Below are 16,300 nucleotides of genomic sequence, written 5' to 3'. Positions count from 1 at the left end.
TTTTTATGAAAAAATTGTATTAGAAAAAAATTCAATAACCATACTACAACTACGAGGAAGAGTGAAGAGGTGAATGAAAGTTGGAACAAACGATTTATATTAAAATGCGCAATCGTTTAAAAGTTTCTCCTACTTATGAAGTAAAGCTGGGCGATGTTGCTCAACTTGCCGGAGATTCTTCCGTAGTTGAGTTGTTACAAAATGAGATAGTTTACAAAATAACAGCGCATGATAAGACGCATGTTGTAATTGATGTTATGAAAGTAATTGAGATTATTCAACAGAAAGCATCTCACGTACAAATTAATTTACTCGGTTCCGGACAAACTCTTGTTGAAATTATATACGAAAAAAAGAAGGCACACCCAATTTTTTTCGGGCTTGTATGGCTTTTACTTTTCATTGGAGCAGCTCTTGCAATCATTTATTTCCATGAGGATGTAAGTATGCAACAAGTACATCAACGGTTATATTACATGATTACTGGAGAATTTAATGCACAACCACTTTTATTTCAAATTCCTTATTCTTTAGGTCTTGGTTTAGGGATGGTTCTATTCTTTAATCATGTATTTCAAAAACGAATTAATGAAGAGCCGAGTCCGTTAGAAGTTGAGATGTTTCAATACCAACAGTCACTTGATCAGTATGTAATCGTTAATGAAAACAAGGATAATATGAAACAACTTGCCGATGATTGAGTCTGGGTTTGTTATTTTAATTGGTTTAGCTGGAGGGATAGCGGTAGGTAGCGGATATGTCGCATTTTTAGCTGTACTTGGTATAATCCCTCGTTTAGCTCAATTAACGAGAAGTGGAAAGCATATTCAATATTTTGAGTGGGCAGTCATTGCAGGTACTTTAACAGGGGCTTGGTGCAGTTTGAAAAACATTACACTTCAAACGTCGCAATATTGGCTCGTTATATTAGGGCTATTTTGTGGTACGTTCATTGGAATGCTCGCTGCGGCATTAACAGAGGTGTTAAATGTTCTACCTATTTTAGCTAAACGAGTAGGGGTAGAGGGGGAGATTATTGTTTTACTCGTTGCTCTTGTGCTTGGGAAAGTAATAGGATCGTTGTTTCACTGGGTTTATTTCGTAAAGTAGGAGGCAGTATATAAATGACAAGTCAGAAGTTGAAGGATGATTACATAAATAAAGTGAAGGAGTATCATCCAAAGCCAAACTATTTACTAAATTGTATCAAAGCATTTCTTGTAGGTGGACTCATTTGTACAGTTGGAGAAGTATTGATGAAATTTTATATACATTATTTTCACTTCAGTGAACAAGAGGCAGGAAACCCAACTGTTGCAACGCTTGTTTTATTATCCGCGATTTTAACAGGATGTGGTGTATATGATAAAATCGGTCAATTTGCTGGAGCAGGATCAGCGGTACCGGTAACAGGATTTGCAAATTCTATGGCGAGCGCTGCCTTAGAACATAAGAGTGAAGGGATTGTTCTAGGGATTGCGACAAATATGTTTAAACTTGCAGGAAGTGTGATTGTATTTGGGGTTGTTGGTGCATATATCATTGGGTTAATAAGGTATACCTTTAAAATTTTTATGTCTTAAAGGAGGGGCTAGTATGAGGTTGACCGGAAAACAAACGTGGGTATTTCAAAACGATATATATGTGAATGCAACGGGTACTGCTGTCGGTCCGAAAGAAGCTGAGGGCCCTCTTGGAAAAGATTTTGATATTTCATATGATGACTTGCATTGTGGAGAGGAAAATTGGGAGCTCGCCGAACGAAGATTAATGTCAGACTCAATTCAACAAGCAGTGCAAAAAGGGAATATAAAAACATCGCAAATTGATTTCTTTTTAGCGGGAGATTTATTAAATCAAACAGTGACAGCAAATTATGTTGCGCGTAAGTGGGGCATTCCTTTTTTAGGAATGTTTAGCGCCTGTGCGACGTCTATGGAGACTTTAGCAGTTGGATCAGCTTTTATAGACGGTGGATTTGCAAATCGTGTCTTAGCTACAGTAAGTAGTCATAATGCAACGGCTGAAAGACAATTTCGCTATCCAACAGAGTACGGTGGGCAAAAACCAGGGACAGCAAATTCAACTGTGACTGGTGCAGGATCTATATTAATTAGCAATGAAAAAAGTGCAATTAAAATTACGGCGGCTACAATCGGAAAAGTGCAAGATTTAGGAATCACAAATCCTTTGGATATGGGGGCAGCGATGGCTCCAGCAGCAGCTCATACAATTCAACAGCATTTTGAAGATTTAAGAAGAAGTGCCGATGACTATGATTTGATTGTTACGGGTGATTTATCAGCTGTTGGGACACCGATTGCAAAACAACTTTTACTTGAGGAAGGTTACAATCTTGGACATATATACAATGATTGCGGATTAATGATTTATGAATCAAGTCAAGAAGAAGTGTTTGCAGGTGGTAGTGGTTGTGCTTGTTCAGCAGTTGTCACATATGGCCATTTATTACACGAGATGCAAAAAGGGAATTTACAACGAATTTTTGTCGTTGCCACTGGCGCATTATTAAGCCCGATAATGATGCAACAGAAAGAAACGATTCCAACAATTGCACATGGTGTCGTATTTGAGAGAGTTAAAGGAGAGTGAATTGTGGATTTTATATATGCATTTCTTGTAGGTGGAGCTATTTGTGTAATTGGGCAACTATTGTTAGATTTCGCAAAGTTAACACCAGCTCATTTAATGGCAACTTTTGTAGTCATCGGAGCAATTTTAGATGGATTTGGATTGTACGATAAACTAATAAAGTTTGCAGGTGCTGGAGCAACAGTCCCTATTACAAGTTTTGGACATTCACTATTGCACGGAGCAATGCATGCAGCAGAAAAACATGGATATTTAGGAATTGGTATTGGCATGTTTAGTTTAACGTCTGCGGGCATTTCCGCAGCGATATTGTTTTCGTTTTTTATAGCACTTATATGTAAACCGAAAGGATAAATCAAATGAGACGAAGGGTTGTTTTGGTCACAGATGGAGATGAATATGCAAAGCGGACAATTGAGCTTTTAACAAAGGAATTTGGGGGAAGGTGTATTTCAGCATCACAAAGTAATCCAACCAAATTGACAGGGAAAAAAGTTGTTGAGCTTATTATGCAAACGCCATATGACCCTGTATTTGTCATGTTTGATGACAGTGGATTTATTGGAGAAGGATCTGGTGAAAAGGCTTTAAAATATGTAGCTACCCATAAACAAATTGATGTGCTCGGTATTTTAGCGGTAGCGTCTAATACGCATCATTGGGAATGGGCACGTGTAGATGTAAGTGTAGATCGGAACGGAAATTTAACCGAATACGGTGTTGATAAATTTGGACTTCCAGATGGTGAAATTGGCAGAATTAGCGGAGATACAATTTATTGTTTAGATGACTTGAATGTTCCGGTCATCGTTGGAGTCGGTGACATTGGTAAGATGTGCGGGAATGATGAATGGGAGAGGGGATCACCTATTACTAGAAAAGCGATTCAATTAATTTTGGAAAGGAGTGGTTTTTATGACGAAGCCTAAAAAAGTGGATATCCCTATATCAACTTTCATAAGTGATAATGAAAATTATTTAAAGCAGACAGTTGGACTAGGCGTTACATACGATGTTGGCATTCGTAAATTTCAAATTTTGAATAAAGAAATCGGTGTGTTATTTGTAAACGGACTTTGTGATACAAATTATATTATCCCTATTTTAGAAGAAGCGGTGGATACAAATGAGATAAGGGATGTAGAAGAAGATACAATGAAGCTTTTAGAGAATCGCTTAATCCATCAACAAGTAAGCAAAGTGAAAACGATGGATGAGGTAATGCTCCAAGTATTATCAGGGCTCATTGTGATATTTGTGGAAGGTGAAACGGAAGCGTTCGCGATTGATGTTCGTAGTTATCCAGGGCGAACACCGACAGAACCAGATACCGAAAAGGTAGTACGCGGTGCGAGGGATGGATTTGTTGAAAATATCGTTGTAAATACAGCGTTAATTCGTAGGAGAATTCGAGATCCACGACTTCGAAATGAAATGGTTCGAGTAGGAGATAGATCACAAACGGATATTTGTATTACATACGTTCAAGATGTTGCAAATCCAGATTTAGTAAAGATTATAAAACAAGAATTAAATAACATTGATGTAGATGGAATTACGATGGCGGATAAAACAGTAGAAGAGTTTGTTGTAAAGCAAAGCTATAACCCATTCCCGCTTATTCGATATACAGAAAGGCCAGATGTAGCAGCAAATCATCTACTAGAAGGACATGTGTTAGTACTTGTTGACACATCGCCAAGTGCTATGATTACACCGACAACATATTTTCATCATTTACAGCACGCAGAAGAGTTTAGACAAAATCCAGCTGTCGGTACATTTTTACGCTGGGTGCGCTTTTTAGGTGTTATATTCTCGTTATTTTTATTACCATTTTGGTTAGTGTTTGTATTTGATCCAACTCTTTTACCAGCAAATCTCGCTTTTATTGGACCGACTAAGATGACGCATTTACCAATCCTATTACAGGTGTTAATGGCAGAGGTCGGACTTGAGTTTTTAAGGATGGCTGCTATTCATACTCCAACCCCATTATCGTCTGCAGCAGGGTTGATTTCCGCCATATTAATTGGTCAAATTGCAATTGATGTAGGTTTGTTTGTGCCAGAAGTAATTTTGTATGTAGCGGTTTCGATGATTGGTGCATATGCAACACCGAGTTATGAATTAGGATTAGGGAATAAGGTTGGGAAATTGTTTGTTATTATTTTAACAGGTCTCTTCCATGAGATGGGATTTGTAATTGGTATGACGATATTAATTTTATTTTTAACGTCTATAAAAAGTTTACAAACACCTTATTTATGGCCGTTTTTACCATTTGATTGGGGCGCGTTAACAAAAATTTTACTCCGTCCAACGATGTCTAGTTTAAAAGTACGACCAAGTATTGTAAGACCTCAAAATGTAAAAAGACAAAAATAAACGGGATTATACACCCGTTTATTTTTTTTAGTAAAAATTTATTGTTTTTTAACAAAAATCAAACATTTTTTGTGTACACTTAGAGTAGATATTGTGTATGGAAGGGGAAGAGGACATGATTAAATTATTTGTAAGTGATTTAGATGACACGCTCGTTTACGATGTGAATCATATGCAAAAAGAAGATGAACGTGCGCTGTGTTGGTTAGCTGAGAAAGGGACAAATATTTGTTTTGCCTCTGGCCGCTTTACACACAGAATTGATGAAGTTGTAAAAAGGTTTTCATTCCCATATTACACAACTGGCTTAAATGGAGCGACAATGTTACTTCCAGATGGGAATTTATTTCATGAATCGAGTTTTGAAAATACGGTTGCCCAGGAAATATATCGATATATACATAAAAAAGGACTAGCGGATATTGTTTGTGCAAATGAGCAACGATATACAAAAAGGAAAAATGAACATCACCATAATTTTGAAGCGTATATGGGCGTGCATATCGCTGAAATTGAAGCGTTAGAAGAAGAGTTTGGTAAGACTGTACACCCTGCAAAATTGTTTGTTTTTGGAGAAGAAGAGAAAATTGTGACGTTAGATCAAGAGCTACGAGATATGTTTCAAGGCGAAGCGGAAGTTTTTATATCAGGTAAACGCTATGTTGATATTATGCCAAGAGGCGTGAGTAAGGGGAGTGCTCTAAAGCGACTAATGGACCATTTGCAAATTGAAGCAAATGAAGTTGCTTGTATTGGAGATTCCTTCAATGATATTTCTATGTTTGAAGTAACCCCGCATTCATTTACTCTTCATCATGCCCATCCATATGTAAAGGAGAAAGCAAATCATATAGTGCGTTCGGTTGAAGAGGCTGTTATGAAATTACCGTTACTTGAATAAAGATTTAACAAAATCAATGATACTTGAGAAGAAATCTTTCACTTTATCTAGAAAACTTTGTCCTTCTTCAGATCCTAAAAAGGCAGAAACGTGTTCTTTTGCTTTGTTTAATTGACTACCAACTTGATTCCAATCGATATTAAGATTCTTCATTTTATCAAATAACGCTACTAGGTTATCTAACTGTTCATCTGTTAATGTAATGCCGAGTTGATCAGCAATTTTTTTAATTAATGAACGTAAATCTTCTGTTGTTTTTGGCTGTTCTTTTGCAATTTCTTCTTTAATTTTTGCAACAAGTTGAACTGCTTTTTCTTCACCAATTTTATCACCAAGCTGGGCTGTTTGTACCATTTCTTCATTCGCTACTTTTTTAACTTCTTCCGGAATTGGTTTATTAGACGCAGTTTCATATGCTTTCATTAATCCAGTTAAAGCTGCAGTTCCTGAAACTTTAAAAGGTGCAGTAATTTGAATTTCTGCATCTTTTACACCTGCTGTAATCAAAGCGTTAGTGTACATTGCATCTGTTACCCAGTTAATGTTCTTTGATCGTACAATAAGACCAGATCCTGGTTTTGTGTATGTAATCATAGAAGAAGAAATTGCTCTCGTACCAATTTGTGCTTTTGGAACAATGCCTTCTAGAAATTTATGTTCTTCCGCATTAGATACAGTGATAATTGTAGCATCTTTCGGTGCTTTCATTTCTTTTAACAGATCTTGTTTTTGTTGTTCGGATAAGTTCTCTCCTAGTGTAACAATTGATTCTCCCTCGATGATGTCTGCAAATGAAGCTGTTGGCATCATAAATACCGTTACAGCTAATAGCAGAGCTAATAATTTCGTTTTCACGAAAAACCGCTCCCTTTCTCTTTCTAAAATTTTCGGGCAACAAAGTTATTATAGTATATATTTCTTATTTGTCACCTAGCTTTTTCCGCATTTCAAAAAAGAAGTATCTAGATTGTCGGATTCTTTTTGTTTCTAGTCATGAATGTGGTAATATAGTGCTGAGATAGTTGAAAGGAGACATATACATATGAAAACTTTAGGATACATATTAATGGAAAACGGTGAAAAAATCGAATTGGAATTTTTCCCAGAAGAAGCGCCAAAAACAGTAGAAAACTTTAAAAAATTAGCAGAGCAAGGATTTTATGACGGTGTTACATTCCACCGTGTTATTCCTGGCTTCGTAAGCCAAGGCGGAGACCCAACAGGTACAGGTGCTGGTGGTCCAGGTTACTCTATTCCATGTGAAACTGATGGAAACCCTCATAGACACCTTGTAGGATCACTTTCTATGGCTCACGCTGGCCGTAACACAGGCGGTAGCCAATTCTTTGTTGTTCATGAGCCACAGCCACATTTAGATGGCGTTCATACTGTATTTGGTAAAGTAACAAGCGGTATTGAAACAGTATTAAAAATGCGTCAAGGCGATGTAATGAAAGAAGTTAAAGTTTGGGAAGAATAAGGTAAGGGAAAAGAGAGCTTTTGCTCTCTTTTTTATTTTTAATGAGATTGAGTACTTCTTCTACAGCATCATACAAGTAGTATTGTTGCTAAAATATATTGCTTGTGAGAACAAACCTTTAACAAATTACATAGAATACATTACATTATATGTTTCAACAAATATTTTTTGTTATATTAATTTTGCTAGAATTGTGCTGCTTTAGGGTAACTATGAATGAAGTGATGTTGAATGAAATGTTTCTTTTCATTCTATATAAAATTTTCTTTTTTTTACTCTATTTATTAAAGGAATAGTGCTGAAACATAGATTTGACTTTCTTCTTTTCGCTTTGTATGATTATCAAGTTGTTTTAGACTCTTCTCACTCTGTTGAAAATATTGTAAAATGAATGTGATATGAAAAGAGTGATTGAGGGGATTACTAGTTTGTAACTTTTGTGAGAAGGGATAAGGGTTATGTTAATTCGTTTTAAAAAAAGTTATGAAAAAATCGCAATGGGGCTTCTTTCGTTTATGCCAACTGAAAAAGATTTGAAAACATTACAATTGACAATGAAAGAATATGAAGCAAAAGATGATTGGCAATTGTACTTGTGGAAAGAAAATGAAGATTTTGTTGGAATAATGGGGATTATAAAAAAAGAGAATCAAGTATTAGAAATTCAGCATTTAAGTGTAAATCCGTCTCACCGTCATGTGGGGATTGGAACGAAGATGGTTCAAGAGTTAAAGAGTAAATTTCTTGAGTTTACAATTTGCGGAAATGAGCAAACAGCAAGTTTTTGTGAAAAATGTAAAGGGCTAGAACAAAATATACATTCGTGAAAGCAGGGATAAGTAGTTTATTATCTCTGCTTTCTTTTTTGTAATTGTTCGTTTCGTTCAGTAATGACCTCTGTGCGATCACGCAAAGTGTGCTTGTGTATAATATATTCACTTGGAATAGCATTCAAGTCTTTCCAAGAGAGGTTTTGTTTTTTGCATAACTCTATGCACTGCTTCTCTAACAATGGATCTGATAAGGGTAAAAATAAAGGTACAAAACGTTCTTTTTTATGGATAGATTGCAATCTTTCATTGAGCAAGGAAAGAAGTTGTACTTGATTAATTCCTAAACGTTGTAAAGACACACCGCTTTTTTCTAAAATTGTGATTGCGCTTTTCATCATTTTTGTGGAACCATTCCAGTTAGCACGTCTTTGGTGGTATAAAGAAACTGCAATTTGAATGAGACCAACTAAGTAATGATCACGATTTCCTCTTGGTTTTGTCTTCCAGTACTCTTCTAGTATTTCGTGGCATTCAAAATAGTCGTAATCTCCTTGGAAATGAATTAAAAATTGTATGTATTCGGTAGGATACATGTTTTCTCGCCCCTATCTAACGGTTATACATATAAGTGTATCATAGAAATATGAACAATAAACGACTAGGAGATTTCCCCCTAGCCGTTATTGTTCATATTAGCAGAAGCAAGCTGCTCCTACAATAATTAGCAAAATAAACAGTACAACAAGTAATGCGAACCCACCGCTAAAACCACAATCAACGTGACCCATAGTTTTTTGACCTCCTACATTGTTCTTACTACACTGTTATCATATGAAGTGGTGGGCATGATGACATAGGCATCGGTCTATTTTTAATTAAATTTCTTAAAAAGGTTGGATAGAACATGAGTATGCTCTATACTTATGTTGTTATAGAAAAAATGTGGTGGGATGCTTTGTGCAATATAATTTTAAAGTAGAGGCTTTTGAAGGGCCTTTAGATCTATTGTTACATTTAATACATCGTTATGAAATTGATATATATAATATTCCTGTAGCAGATATTACAGAGCAATATTTATCTTATGTGCATACGATGAAAGAACTGCAATTAGATGTTGCAAGTGAGTATTTAGTAATGGCCGCAACGTTATTACAAATTAAAAGTAAAATGTTGTTGCCGAAACATGAAGAAGATGTACTTGATAACGGTGATGATTTTATAGATGATCCTCGTCAAGAATTGATGGAGAGGTTAATTGAATATAAGAAATATAAGCAAGTTGCTACTGAGTTAAAAGAAAGAGAACAAGAAAGAGCACAGCTATATACACGTCCACCAATTGACTTTACATCGTTGCAACAAGAAGAAGAGACAAGCTTGCCTCTTGATGTTACGTTATATGATATGCTAGCGGCATTTCAAAAATTAATGCGCCGTAAAAAGGCAAAAAAACCTGTAACAACACGTATTACTCGTCAAGAAATACCAATTGAACAGCGAATGACTGATATTTTAAAGCAGTTAAAAATAAAGGGTGGTCGCCAAAGTTTTCATGATTTGTTTGTTGATGATGAACGTGAAATAATGGTTGTAACATTTTTAGCAGTTCTGGAACTTATGAAAAATCAACAAATCATAATTGAGCAAGAACATAATTTTGATGAAATTTTCGTATCAAGCTCTAATAAATCTGCATAGAGCAAGTATATGAAATTGGGATAGAAACACTTTATCTCATGCTATGTTTTAATGTATCGTTTGGAACAAGAGAAGAAATATTGAACCGAACGCATTGATTGTGATTCGGTTTTTTGATGTGTATTTTTATGGGAAAATAGAAGGAAGGAGCTCGTGAAATGGATAGGAAAGAACAAAAGTCAATTATTGAAGGCCTTTTATTTGTTTCTGGTGATGAAGGGATTTATCCAGAACAAATAGCGAAAGTTCTTGAAATTGAAATGAATGAAGTAATTAATATTTTAGAAGAAATGCAACAAGAATGTGAAGGTGCAAACCGTGGTTTGCAAATTGTACAGTATGCAAAAGTATATCGTTTTGCTACAAAGAAAGAACATGCTTCATATTATCAAAAATTAATAGATACACCAACAGCTGCTTCACTCTCACAAGCTGCCCTTGAAACGTTAGCGATTGTTGCATATCGTCAACCAATCACAAGGACTGAAATGGAAGAGATTAGAGGAGTTAAAACCGATAAGGCGTTACAAACGTTGGTTTCACATTTACTTATAAAAGAAATGGGAAGAGCAGAAGGTCCAGGGCGTCCTATTTTATACGGAACAACAAAAGAATTTTTGGACACATTTGGATTGAAAACATTAGATGATTTACCGCCGCTTTCTGAAGAGAATGAACAAATGAATGAAGCGGATTTATTCTTCGGTTCCTTACAAGAGATATCGAAATAAAAGCTTAGCATTTTGCTAAGCTTTTTTGTATATCAATTATTTACAGTGCCATACTAAATGAAAAAAGGAGACGAGTTATGAGAGGTATGCGGATTATTCTATTATTAGTTTCTGTTTTATTATGTTTTTCTTTAAATAGCGCATCAGCTAAAAGGTATATGATGTCTATTCATACTACGTCTCCTTTACATATGCATCGGCAACATCTTAGTAAAATGAAAGTGAGCTTTTTAAAAGTGGGGCAAGGTGATGCAACACTTATCATAATGCCAAACGGACAAACAATGTTAATTGATGGAGGACCTTATGAAGCAGGAGAGGTTATTATTCAGAAATTAATTGAGAAAGGGATTAATCATTTAGATGTAATTGTCAGTACCCATCCTGATATGGATCATATAGGGGGGCTAATTCCAATTGTAGAGCAAATGCCGGTATCGCTTATATTAGATAGCGGAAAAACATATAGTTCTCTTACTTATCATACATATCGGAATAATATTAAAAAAAGAGGGATACCTTTCGTTTCAGTAAAGGAAGGGCAATATATACCGCTGGATCCACATGTTTCTATACAAGTATTAAACAATGGGAAATCAAAAGATGAAAATAATGAATCCTCAATTGTTTTAAAGGTGCGATATGGAAAAGCGGATTTTTTATTAATGGGTGACGCGGATGTACGGACAGAACATGAAATATTAAAACAATTTGATGTACATGCAGATGTTTTAAAAGTGGGGCATCACGGCTCGTATACTTCAACCAGTGAAACGTTTATAAAAAAAGTGGAACCGCAGTTTGCTATTCTGTCTTACGGGAGTAGTAATCCGTATGGACATCCTCATCAAAGTGTAGTAAAACGCTTAAAAAGGCACGGTATAATGGTATATAGAACGAATAAACGTACAGTAGAAATAGAAACAGATGGTGAACATGTTATGTTAGAGTCTAGCGGGTTAATGCCATTGTTGAAGTGATTTCTATATTAGGGGTGGATACTGTCCCTTTTTGGAAAAATGAATAATATATATTATAATTATAAGGGACGTAAGAAATTTCCTTTTTTGTTGAATAAAAAGGAAATTTCATTAGAATGTATAGACAACTACTCGTGCATATATTAAGATGGAACTAGGCGAATAAGGTAATAATAACAAGTAGGTATTTCATGGGAAAGGATCGATGAAAATGAAAACGCAAATTGTCATCAATGCCAAAATTTACACAGGTCAAGAAATAGTGGAAAACGGATTTATCCGTTACGCAGAAACCATTAAAGAAATTGGTTTGATGGCTCAATATGTACCACAAGAAAATGAAACTGTTTTTGATGCTACAGGGAAGATTGTAATTCCAGGTATGATCGATGTTCATATTCATGGTGGATACGATATTGATGCGATGGATGCAAATAGCGATGGGTTAGTAACTCTAGGTAAAGAAATGTTAAAAGAAGGGGTTACAACTTACTTCCCGACAACAATGACACAAGCTCCAGAGGCAATTGAAGCAGCGCTAACTGCTGCGAAAGAAGCAAAAGAAAAAGGAGCGCATTTCGAATATATTCACTTAGAAGGACCTTATGTTTCAAAGAAACGTGCAGGTGCACAACCACTTGAACATATCGTTCCTGCAAATATTGAGCAATTTAAACAATGGCAAGAAGCAAGTGGGAATTTAATTAAATTAGTAACATATGCACCAGAAGAAGAGGGAGCATTAGAGTTTGAACAATATCTTGCTGAAACTGGTGTAGTGGGCACAATGGGGCATACAGATGCAATTGATGCGCAACTAAAAAATAGAAAGATTACACATGCGACACATTTATACAATCAAATGCGTGGATTACATCACCGTGAACCAGGAGTTGTTGGTCATGTGTTATTAAATCCAGATGTAATGGTTGAAGTAATTACAGATGGTATTCATATTCACCCTGATATGGTGAAATTAGCATATAAGTTAAAAGGACCGAAAAAAGTAAGTGTTATTACTGACGCAATGCGCGCAAAAGGTCTTGAAGATGGATTATATGAGCTTGGCGGACAGCCAGTACATGTAAAAGATGGTAGTGCTCGATTAGAAGATGGAACGTTAGCTGGTAGTATTCTAAAAATGGATCAAGCTTTCCGAAATGTAATTGAATTTACGGGTTGTTCAATCGAAGATGCAGTACTGATGACATCAGTTAACCAAGCAGAAGAGTTTGGATTAAATAATAAAGGTGCATTAGCAGTAGGAAAAGATGCAGACTTTGTTGTGATGAATGAAGATTTACATGTATATGATACGGTTCGTTTAGGAATTCATATGAAGGAAGGGAAGTAATTAAATGAATATTCTTGTTGTAAAAACTCCAGAAGAACTAGCCGAAGCAGGTTATAAATTAATTGAAGAAGTTGTAAAAACAAAAGAAAATCCAACATTAGGAATGGCTACAGGAAGCTCTCCATTAGGTATTTATGCAGAAATGCGAAAAAATAAACTTGATACAAGCCGTGTAACCACTGTAAACTTAGATGAGTACGTAAATTTACCACATGAAGATAAAAACAGCTATCACTATTTCATGCAAGAACAGTTGTTTGATCATCTTCCATTTAAACAAACTTATGTACCAAACGGGATGGCAAGTGATTTAGAGGAAGAGTGCAAACGTTACGAGGGCATTCTAACTGCTAACCCAGTTGACCTACAGATTCTTGGAATCGGTGAAAACGGTCACATCGGATTTAATGAGCCAGGAACACCGTTTAATTCTCCAACGAACATTGTTGAATTAACAGAATCTACACGCCAAGCAAACCTTCGCTTCTTCGAAAAAGAAGAAGATGTGCCAACTCATGCGATTACAATGGGAATTGGAAGCATTATGAAAGCGAAACAAGTTCTACTTGTTGCTATGGGTTCTAAAAAGGCAGAAGCTGTTAAAGAATTATTGCAAGGTGAATATAGTGAAGAGTGTCCGGCTACAGTTTTACAACGTCATCCGAATGTAACCGTAATCGCAGATCAAGAAGCTCTATCTTTATGCAGTGAGGCGATTGCTGATGAACATCGACAAGTATTCACCATTTCCGATCTATTATCAGATTCAAGAGTGGGTGAAACAGCTAATTGAGGACGGCGAATGGAAGCCGGGAGATAAAATCCCATCTGAGAATGAACTTTGTGATAAGTTCGAAGTGAGTCGTATGACAATCAGACAGGCGATTAATAATTTAGTGGAACAAGGCTATTTATATCGGAAGCGTGGAATTGGAACATTTGTCCAACTTCCGAAAGTGGAACAAAAATTGCAAGGAATGACGGGATTCACAGAAGATATGATTTCTCGTGGAATGAACCCAAGTAGTCAATTACTTAGTTTCCGCCTAGTTCCAGCTACTGCTAAAATAGCAGACCGGTTGAGAATACAGGAGGGGGAATCGGTTTATGAAGTGAGGCGTATTCGCTTAGCTGATGATGAACCGATTGCTTTTGAGACGACATATTTGTCGCCAGCTCTTGTAAAAGACATTAACGAAGAGATATTGCAACAATCTTTATATGAACATTTAGAGAAAAAACTGGGCTTTAAACTTGTTAGCGCTACTCAGTCAATTGAAGCTTCTGTTGCGACGGAAAATGAAGCTGAACATCTGCATATTCCTAAAAAGGCGCCTGTACTTGTAATGCGTCAATGGTCATATTCAGAAGGTGAGATACCGCTAGAGTACGTGAAATGTATTTATCGTGGAGATCGTTATAAATTTATTACGAATATCGCACGTAACAAATAGTATATTTCAGTTTGTGAAGTACAGTCGAAATGAAAATGGATAACATGTAAAGAAATAAAAATACGACTCATCCTTATAAGGAATGAGTCGTATTTTTATTATGAGCAATTACGTGGTTAACAGCATCTTTGACGTGATTTACTACATAGTGAGCGTGTTTTTTTACTGCATCATCTGCTTGCGACATAGCAAAACTGTGAGGAGTTAAAGAAAACATAGGAATATCATTGTAAGAATCCCCTATACAAGCAATTTCCTCAGGTTTTATTTGAAACTCATTTAATAAAACAGAAATGGCAGAGCCTTTACTAACATTCGGTGGCATTACATCTAAACATTGTTCTGCTGAGATGAAAGTACTAACTTTCCCGTGGAATTTTTCATCAATTTTTTTTTGAAGGAGTTGTAAGCTCTCCTTTGTTCCACCGACAGAAATTTTATTTGGGAAAATTGTATCATCAATCTTCTGTAGTAAGTTTGGTTCTTCAACAGAAGTCATTGTTACTTGTTGTTCAAGTTCTTGAATAAAAGGTGTTTTCTCTTCAATGTAATAATTATGCTCATCACTTACATAACGGAAATAAGGATTTTCATTCGTCATAGCTAACAAATCGGGAAGTATGCTGGAATCAAAAGTTGCAGATAATAGTTGTTTATTTTCATGTGTATATACAAAAACACCATTTACACTAATACGATGAAAATTTGTATTTACAGCTTTCATTAAGTCTGCAATTTCATTATCAAGTCTTCCGGAAGCGAAGCAAAGAATAACATTTTGCTCGGCGAGGCTGCGTAGTGCCGCAACATCTTGTTCATCAATAAGACCTCCGTGTTGCATCATTGTACCATCGATATCACTTACAAACATTTTAATCATGCTGTTATCTCCTTTCTATGTACAGTTGCTCTTACATTATACGCATCATATATAAACATGTCTAAAAAATGAATTTTTATTAAATGGCAGATGTTTTACATTGACGACAAAGAAGAATATTCTGTAACATAAAAGTAGGCTATTTAAGTACGAGGGTGGTGTTATATGAATAATTATCTAGAAATTAAAAAAGTTTTAAATAATAATGTCATCATTGCTAGCCATCCTGAACACGAGGAAGTAGTAGTGATTGGTAAAGGAATTGGATTTGGGAAAAAAGCGAAAGATGTATTGGAGCAAGAACAAATCGAAAAAATGTTTGTCTTAAAAAATGAACGTGATCGTGAACAATATAAATTATTAGTGCCGCATGTTAGTGAAAAATTAATTGAATTGATGAACGATATTATGCTGTACATTCAAGAAAAAGCGAAATCTCCACTAAATGAACATATTCATATTGCGTTAACAGATCATATTTCATTTGCAATTAAAAGGTTAAAACAAGGACTTACAATTGATAATCCTTTTTTAGTTGAAACAAAAATGCTCTATCCAGAGGAATATGAAATTGCGGAAGGTGTTGTAGAACTTTTAAATTCTCGTTTGCAAATTACATTGCCAGAAGGAGAAATTGGTTTTATTGCACTTCACATTTACAGTTCGCTTACAAATTCTGATTTATCTTCAGTTAATCAAAACTCTCGTCTGATTGCACAACTTGTATCTTTAATTGAGACAAACTTAGAAATTACATTAGATCAAGAGAGCATTCATTATTTACGCCTTATTCGTCATCTTCAATATGCTATTGAGAGGGTGAAAAAAGGAGAAAAAGTAGAAGAATCGCAAAGTTTTGCTGATTTATTAAAGGCGGAGTATCCAGTTTGCTATAACGTAGCTTGGAAGTTAGTTAAAGTCATGCAAAAAGAGTTGCAACTACCTGTATATGAAGCTGAAAGTATTTATTTAACGATGCACTTGCAACGCTTAGTCAAGGCAGAGCATGTGTAATAAGTCATATATTTTTGTCTAAAATGAAAAC

General features: G+C 35.5%; 21 protein-coding genes. 17 read left to right on the top strand and 4 right to left on the bottom strand.

Annotated features, from left to right (window positions below):
• Positions 1-80: 80 nt before the first annotated feature.
• From ACQRBL_RS20250 to ACQRBL_RS20215, 8 genes are all read left to right on the top strand, one after another.
• Positions 81-701 carry a stage V sporulation protein AA gene (locus ACQRBL_RS20250; RefSeq protein ID WP_000438367.1) on the top strand — a complete coding sequence of 207 codons (621 nt, stop codon included), beginning with the start codon at positions 81-83 and terminating at the stop codon, positions 699-701.
• A complete protein-coding gene (spoVAB, locus tag ACQRBL_RS20245; protein WP_411995659.1) occupies positions 694-1,110 on the top strand; it encodes a stage V sporulation protein SpoVAB in 417 nt (138 codons plus the stop codon). Before ACQRBL_RS20250 ends, spoVAB begins: the two co-directional genes overlap by 8 nt.
• A gap of 14 nt (positions 1,111-1,124) precedes the next feature.
• Positions 1,125-1,583 carry a stage V sporulation protein AC gene (gene spoVAC, locus ACQRBL_RS20240; protein WP_000203808.1) on the top strand — a complete coding sequence of 153 codons (459 nt, stop codon included), beginning with the start codon at positions 1,125-1,127 and terminating at the stop codon, positions 1,581-1,583.
• Positions 1,584-1,596: 13 nt separating this feature from the next.
• The gene (gene spoVAD, locus ACQRBL_RS20235) at positions 1,597-2,613 is read left to right on the top strand and encodes a stage V sporulation protein AD (RefSeq protein WP_097920361.1); all 1,017 of its coding nucleotides are present in this window, start codon (positions 1,597-1,599) and stop codon (positions 2,611-2,613) included.
• A gap of 3 nt (positions 2,614-2,616) precedes the next feature.
• Positions 2,617-2,967, top strand: a complete 351-nt coding sequence (gene spoVAE / locus ACQRBL_RS20230; protein ID WP_000345907.1) for a stage V sporulation protein AE — start codon at positions 2,617-2,619, stop codon at positions 2,965-2,967.
• Positions 2,968-2,972: 5 nt separating this feature from the next.
• Complete coding sequence (locus tag ACQRBL_RS20225) at positions 2,973-3,542, top strand: stage V sporulation protein AE (RefSeq protein WP_001254416.1); 570 nt, start codon at positions 2,973-2,975, stop codon at positions 3,540-3,542.
• Positions 3,529-5,001 (top strand): spore germination protein SpoVAF, encoded by a 1,473-nt coding sequence (spoVAF, locus tag ACQRBL_RS20220; RefSeq protein WP_097960784.1) that lies wholly within the window; start codon positions 3,529-3,531, stop codon positions 4,999-5,001. Before ACQRBL_RS20225 ends, spoVAF begins: the two co-directional genes overlap by 14 nt.
• A 97-nt stretch (positions 5,002-5,098) precedes the next feature.
• Positions 5,099-5,902 (top strand): Cof-type HAD-IIB family hydrolase, encoded by an 804-nt coding sequence (locus ACQRBL_RS20215; RefSeq protein ID WP_411995602.1) that lies wholly within the window; start codon positions 5,099-5,101, stop codon positions 5,900-5,902.
• Here the strand turns inward: ACQRBL_RS20215 and ACQRBL_RS20210 are convergent.
• Positions 5,891-6,757, bottom strand: a complete 867-nt coding sequence (locus ACQRBL_RS20210; RefSeq protein ID WP_000850513.1) for a DUF1002 domain-containing protein — start codon at positions 6,755-6,757, stop codon at positions 5,891-5,893. The two genes, ACQRBL_RS20215 and ACQRBL_RS20210, sit on opposite strands and share 12 nt — an antisense overlap.
• Positions 6,758-6,944: 187 nt before the next feature.
• Here ACQRBL_RS20210 and ACQRBL_RS20205 point away from each other — a divergent pair, with 187 nt between their 5' ends.
• Both ACQRBL_RS20205 and ribT read left to right on the top strand, forming a co-directional pair.
• The gene (locus ACQRBL_RS20205) at positions 6,945-7,382 is read left to right on the top strand and encodes a peptidylprolyl isomerase (protein ID WP_000853790.1); all 438 of its coding nucleotides are present in this window, start codon (positions 6,945-6,947) and stop codon (positions 7,380-7,382) included.
• A 458-nt stretch (positions 7,383-7,840) separates the two neighbouring features.
• Positions 7,841-8,209, top strand: coding sequence for a GNAT family N-acetyltransferase RibT (gene ribT / locus ACQRBL_RS20200; protein ID WP_000908395.1), 369 nt, complete (start codon positions 7,841-7,843; stop codon positions 8,207-8,209).
• 20 nt (positions 8,210-8,229) lie between these two features.
• On the opposite strand, the gene ACQRBL_RS20195 is transcribed toward ribT, so the two are convergent.
• Positions 8,230-8,748: a DUF309 domain-containing protein gene (locus ACQRBL_RS20195; RefSeq protein ID WP_000283610.1), complete on the bottom strand. Its 519-nt coding sequence runs from the start codon at positions 8,746-8,748 to the stop codon at positions 8,230-8,232.
• A 99-nt stretch (positions 8,749-8,847) separates the two neighbouring features.
• Complete coding sequence (locus tag ACQRBL_RS20190) at positions 8,848-8,943, bottom strand: YjcZ family sporulation protein (protein WP_000510194.1); 96 nt, start codon at positions 8,941-8,943, stop codon at positions 8,848-8,850.
• Positions 8,944-9,112: 169 nt separating this feature from the next.
• Between ACQRBL_RS20190 and scpA the strand changes: the two genes are divergently transcribed.
• The 6 genes from scpA to ACQRBL_RS20160 all read left to right on the top strand — a co-directional run bounded on the left by scpA (position 9,113) and on the right by ACQRBL_RS20160 (position 14,375).
• Positions 9,113-9,856 carry a segregation/condensation protein A gene (gene scpA, locus ACQRBL_RS20185; RefSeq protein ID WP_001199751.1) on the top strand — a complete coding sequence of 248 codons (744 nt, stop codon included), beginning with the start codon at positions 9,113-9,115 and terminating at the stop codon, positions 9,854-9,856.
• 158 nt (positions 9,857-10,014) lie between these two features.
• Positions 10,015-10,587, top strand: a complete 573-nt coding sequence (gene scpB / locus ACQRBL_RS20180; protein WP_000375171.1) for a segregation/condensation protein ScpB — start codon at positions 10,015-10,017, stop codon at positions 10,585-10,587.
• A 77-nt stretch (positions 10,588-10,664) separates the two neighbouring features.
• Positions 10,665-11,567 carry a ComEC/Rec2 family competence protein gene (locus tag ACQRBL_RS20175; RefSeq protein ID WP_001214828.1) on the top strand — a complete coding sequence of 301 codons (903 nt, stop codon included), beginning with the start codon at positions 10,665-10,667 and terminating at the stop codon, positions 11,565-11,567.
• Between the two features lie 211 nt (positions 11,568-11,778).
• The gene (gene nagA, locus ACQRBL_RS20170; RefSeq protein WP_001987227.1) at positions 11,779-12,921 is read left to right on the top strand and encodes an N-acetylglucosamine-6-phosphate deacetylase; all 1,143 of its coding nucleotides are present in this window, start codon (positions 11,779-11,781) and stop codon (positions 12,919-12,921) included.
• A 4-nt stretch (positions 12,922-12,925) separates the two neighbouring features.
• A complete protein-coding gene (gene nagB, locus ACQRBL_RS20165) occupies positions 12,926-13,714 on the top strand; it encodes a glucosamine-6-phosphate deaminase (RefSeq protein WP_001024208.1) in 789 nt (262 codons plus the stop codon).
• A complete protein-coding gene (locus ACQRBL_RS20160; protein WP_014894892.1) occupies positions 13,644-14,375 on the top strand; it encodes a GntR family transcriptional regulator in 732 nt (243 codons plus the stop codon). Before nagB ends, ACQRBL_RS20160 begins: the two co-directional genes overlap by 71 nt.
• A gap of 73 nt (positions 14,376-14,448) precedes the next feature.
• On the opposite strand, the gene ACQRBL_RS20155 is transcribed toward ACQRBL_RS20160, so the two are convergent.
• Positions 14,449-15,255, bottom strand: coding sequence for a Cof-type HAD-IIB family hydrolase (locus ACQRBL_RS20155; RefSeq protein ID WP_000594250.1), 807 nt, complete (start codon positions 15,253-15,255; stop codon positions 14,449-14,451).
• A 165-nt stretch (positions 15,256-15,420) separates the two neighbouring features.
• Between ACQRBL_RS20155 and glcT the strand changes: the two genes are divergently transcribed.
• Positions 15,421-16,269: a glucose PTS transporter transcription antiterminator GlcT gene (gene glcT / locus ACQRBL_RS20150; RefSeq protein ID WP_001067322.1), complete on the top strand. Its 849-nt coding sequence runs from the start codon at positions 15,421-15,423 to the stop codon at positions 16,267-16,269.
• The last annotated feature ends 31 nt before the right edge of the window (positions 16,270-16,300 follow it).

This window comes from Bacillus sp. AF62 (assembly GCF_050312695.1).
GTDB classification, from domain to species: domain Bacteria; phylum Bacillota; class Bacilli; order Bacillales; family Bacillaceae_G; genus Bacillus_A; species Bacillus_A cereus.
The sequence above is the reverse complement of the archived record's forward strand: the minus strand, read 5'-3'. Positions and strand labels throughout refer to the sequence as shown.

Excerpts from the sequence above, each read along its gene's own strand:
- ACQRBL_RS20215 (WP_411995602.1), top strand. The coding sequence starts at position 5,099 with ATGGAAGGGGAAGAGGACATGATTAAATTATTTGTAAGTGATTTAGAT.
- ACQRBL_RS20155 (WP_000594250.1), bottom strand. The coding sequence starts at position 15,255 with ATGATTAAAATGTTTGTAAGTGATATCGATGGTACAATGATGCAACAC.
- ACQRBL_RS20160 (WP_014894892.1), top strand. The coding sequence starts at position 13,644 with ATGAACATCGACAAGTATTCACCATTTCCGATCTATTATCAGATTCAA.
- ACQRBL_RS20195 (WP_000283610.1), bottom strand. The coding sequence starts at position 8,748 with ATGTATCCTACCGAATACATACAATTTTTAATTCATTTCCAAGGAGAT.
- nagA (WP_001987227.1), top strand. The coding sequence starts at position 11,779 with ATGAAAACGCAAATTGTCATCAATGCCAAAATTTACACAGGTCAAGAA.
- nagB (WP_001024208.1), top strand. The coding sequence starts at position 12,926 with ATGAATATTCTTGTTGTAAAAACTCCAGAAGAACTAGCCGAAGCAGGT.
- spoVAC (WP_000203808.1), top strand. The coding sequence starts at position 1,125 with ATGACAAGTCAGAAGTTGAAGGATGATTACATAAATAAAGTGAAGGAG.
- glcT (WP_001067322.1), top strand. The coding sequence starts at position 15,421 with ATGAATAATTATCTAGAAATTAAAAAAGTTTTAAATAATAATGTCATC.
- ACQRBL_RS20205 (WP_000853790.1), top strand. The coding sequence starts at position 6,945 with ATGAAAACTTTAGGATACATATTAATGGAAAACGGTGAAAAAATCGAA.
- ACQRBL_RS20175 (WP_001214828.1), top strand. The coding sequence starts at position 10,665 with ATGAGAGGTATGCGGATTATTCTATTATTAGTTTCTGTTTTATTATGT.
- spoVAF (WP_097960784.1), top strand. The coding sequence starts at position 3,529 with ATGACGAAGCCTAAAAAAGTGGATATCCCTATATCAACTTTCATAAGT.
- ACQRBL_RS20190 (WP_000510194.1), bottom strand. The coding sequence starts at position 8,943 with ATGGGTCACGTTGATTGTGGTTTTAGCGGTGGGTTCGCATTACTTGTT.
- spoVAD (WP_097920361.1), top strand. The coding sequence starts at position 1,597 with ATGAGGTTGACCGGAAAACAAACGTGGGTATTTCAAAACGATATATAT.
- ACQRBL_RS20225 (WP_001254416.1), top strand. The coding sequence starts at position 2,973 with ATGAGACGAAGGGTTGTTTTGGTCACAGATGGAGATGAATATGCAAAG.
- scpB (WP_000375171.1), top strand. The coding sequence starts at position 10,015 with ATGGATAGGAAAGAACAAAAGTCAATTATTGAAGGCCTTTTATTTGTT.
- spoVAB (WP_411995659.1), top strand. The coding sequence starts at position 694 with ATGATTGAGTCTGGGTTTGTTATTTTAATTGGTTTAGCTGGAGGGATA.
- ribT (WP_000908395.1), top strand. The coding sequence starts at position 7,841 with ATGTTAATTCGTTTTAAAAAAAGTTATGAAAAAATCGCAATGGGGCTT.